Consider the following 2613-nt stretch of genomic DNA (forward strand, 5'->3'; position numbering starts at 1 on the left):
ACCGCATCACTTATTACCGTCTGTGGAATGCTGGGCACTTCAATCACTGCAGCGGTAGTCCAGTGGTACATTACCGCGTCCAATAACAAAGCAAGTCGCGAACGTGATCGCCTTCGCACGCAATCAGAAACACGGCGTGAGCGCCAGGACAAGCGATTTGATCTGATCATTTCGCATACCGCGGATGTTCTCGCAATTCTTGATCCCGACAATGCGACTACAAGGGACCCGGGTGCTCTCGCCCGTATGATAATTACAGCACAATTACACCTTGACACCACCCATCCAACAGAATGCGTCTTACACGACTCAATGACTGACCTCGGGCTTTCCAAAGGCTCAGACAAACGCACGCGATTAGCGGCAAGCGATCGTGTTATTCATGCCGCCCAGAGTTTCGCAACAAGCTACTATCGCCTCCATGATTGTACTGACGCCTAAATCTGCGGCTAACCATTCGATCAGGAGAGCCCCTCTTTCTTACCTAGTGCCTGCCTCTGAACGGATTGACCTGGGGTGTTTCCTCCCCCATAATCGCCGGGGGTTGAGTAACCGGAGATAACACCCGAAGACAACGCATCACCCAGCAGGTGGTAATAAGTAAACCGTTATGCATCTAGGACAGATTCTCGCTGATGCCAAATAAAGAATTTCTCGAAACCTACCCGCTCTATCGAAAACTGGAGATGATGGTTCCGTCATCAGTGGATGAAATCCCCTCTCCTGCGATAAATGGCATTTGCGGTAAATGTGGCTCACTTCAAACGTTTCGCCAGACAAACGATTGGTACGAACTCAGTGCGTACAGGAACAGCCCAACTCATGGCCAAGTCGTTCGTGCAGAATACATATGCCACTCGTGCAAGAGTTTCTTGTGGACGTTCTATCTTCGATTCGGTGACGACTGTGACTCCGTTACCAAAGTGGGCCAATGGCCCGCTTGGTCGATCGCAGTCGACGCCGGTCTCGCCAAGATACTTGGCCAACACGCTAGTAACTATCGGAAGGGCCTTGTCTGCGAGTCCCAAAGCTACGGCATTGGAGCGTTCGCATATTACCGGCGTATTGTCGAACAACTCATTGACCGGTTGCTCGACGAAATTGAAGACCTAATTCCTGAGGCAGATAAACAAACGTACGTAACTGCATTGGCGGCAACCAAAAAGACTATTGTCGCGCAAGAGAAGATCGCACTGGTTAAAGATTTGCTTCCTCCGATTCTTCGCCCTGACGGGATGAATCCGCTTTCACTATTGCATACTACTCTCAGCGAAGGATTGCACGGTCAGAGTGACGAACAATGTCTAAACAAAGCCGAACATATTCGCAACGTATTAGTGTTTCTGGTAAACCAAGTAATGCAGGCCAAAGAATCCGCTAATACGTTCACCGCTAGCATGCGAAAGCTTTTGGATCGAAAATCAAACTCGAATTCATGACAAGATGATGCATTCGAGTTGCCGATCGCGTGAGATATAAATGGATGACCTCTTGGCTGCAGTCGCGTGATCACTGACATCATCCGACTGCGTGATTCGCCTGAACCCATATCGCCTACTTGGCGTCGCCTACATTGCCTCAACCGCCGACCTGACCGGATGACAAGATGATCTGGGAATCGCACTTCTGGAAAGACGACCTGCTAAAGCAGGCAATTGAACTACGCAAACGTAAGACTCAGACTCGTTGGCCCGAGTCGAGCTTTGCCAAGCTCGAACGGGTACTAATGCTCGGATTCTATTCCGTTCGAAAACTTCATGAGTCGAACAAGCTCTCGACTTCAACCATGACGCAGGCTATTCCGTTGGTCGAATACCCGACGACCGGAAAAGAAATCACTTTGCTCAATTGGCATCATTTCCACGAACTATACGATTTTGATGAAGCGACGACGGTGGATCGCGACGTGTTGTTCGTATGCCACCAATTCGTTCACAGTTTTGTTTTCTCGCCGGTGTTTGACGACAATGACCGGCTTGACGGCGTGATGTTCGCATCGGATCGACAGCGGCATACATCGCTCCTCCAGATTTCAATTGATCAAATCATTCGACTGTTCGACGAGGTTGGAAATGACTACCCCAGCTCCGCCACGTACAAATTGAATAGTAAGACAGGCGACTACGACGTGGTGACTTCATAAGCCAGGCACCACGAACAACCAAGTTACGAACGCGACAGGGTCATAGCAGAAGGGGCATGCGCGGATACACAAGGACGTCATCAAGACAATGCACAACTCGTTGAACGATCAGCTAAATATCGCAAGCTTCTGGAATACAACCTTAAAGTCATCGCGTTCTCACGCATCAGGTGCGGCAAGACGCTGCCCTGGGCCATTCGGCGAACTTATCCTCAGTGAAGCTGCGAAATTCTGCGAACAGACGGTCCCTCAATCTCACGAGGAGTATTCAAAGCGTACGCAACAATCGATGTCGCTAACTACAAAAATCTCGTCGATTTCGCATGCTGCATTCGCCGCCCGACGGCACCCAAAGATCGAAGACAGCATACTCAACGAAACAAAAGCTTTCTGCGATCGCGTTTCTTTGAGCGACGACGTGACACTAGAATCGATGGCGCTCACTCAAGCGATCTCCAACATGTGTTTCG

The 2613-nt window shown here is 49.9% G+C and carries 4 protein-coding genes; all 4 read left to right on the forward strand.

What is annotated here, in order from left to right; genetic code table 11:
- Positions 1-441 (forward strand): hypothetical protein (locus RMSM_RS43210; protein WP_008708073.1); only part of this gene is annotated, 441 nt, incomplete at its 5' end.
- Between the two features lie 194 nt (positions 442-635).
- On the forward strand, positions 636-1439 hold the full coding sequence (locus RMSM_RS37670; RefSeq protein ID WP_008708074.1) for a hypothetical protein: 804 nt from the start codon (positions 636-638) through the stop codon (positions 1437-1439).
- Between the two features lie 167 nt (positions 1440-1606).
- On the forward strand, positions 1607-2143 hold the full coding sequence (locus tag RMSM_RS33125; RefSeq protein ID WP_008708075.1) for a hypothetical protein: 537 nt from the start codon (positions 1607-1609) through the stop codon (positions 2141-2143).
- A 100-nt stretch (positions 2144-2243) separates the two neighbouring features.
- Positions 2244-2613, forward strand: a 370-nt coding sequence (locus tag RMSM_RS43215) for a hypothetical protein (RefSeq protein WP_236622403.1), incomplete at its 3' end; no start/stop codon positions are given.

Source organism: Rhodopirellula maiorica SM1 (genome assembly GCF_000346295.1).
Classification (GTDB): Bacteria; Planctomycetota; Planctomycetia; order Pirellulales; family Pirellulaceae; genus Novipirellula; species Novipirellula maiorica.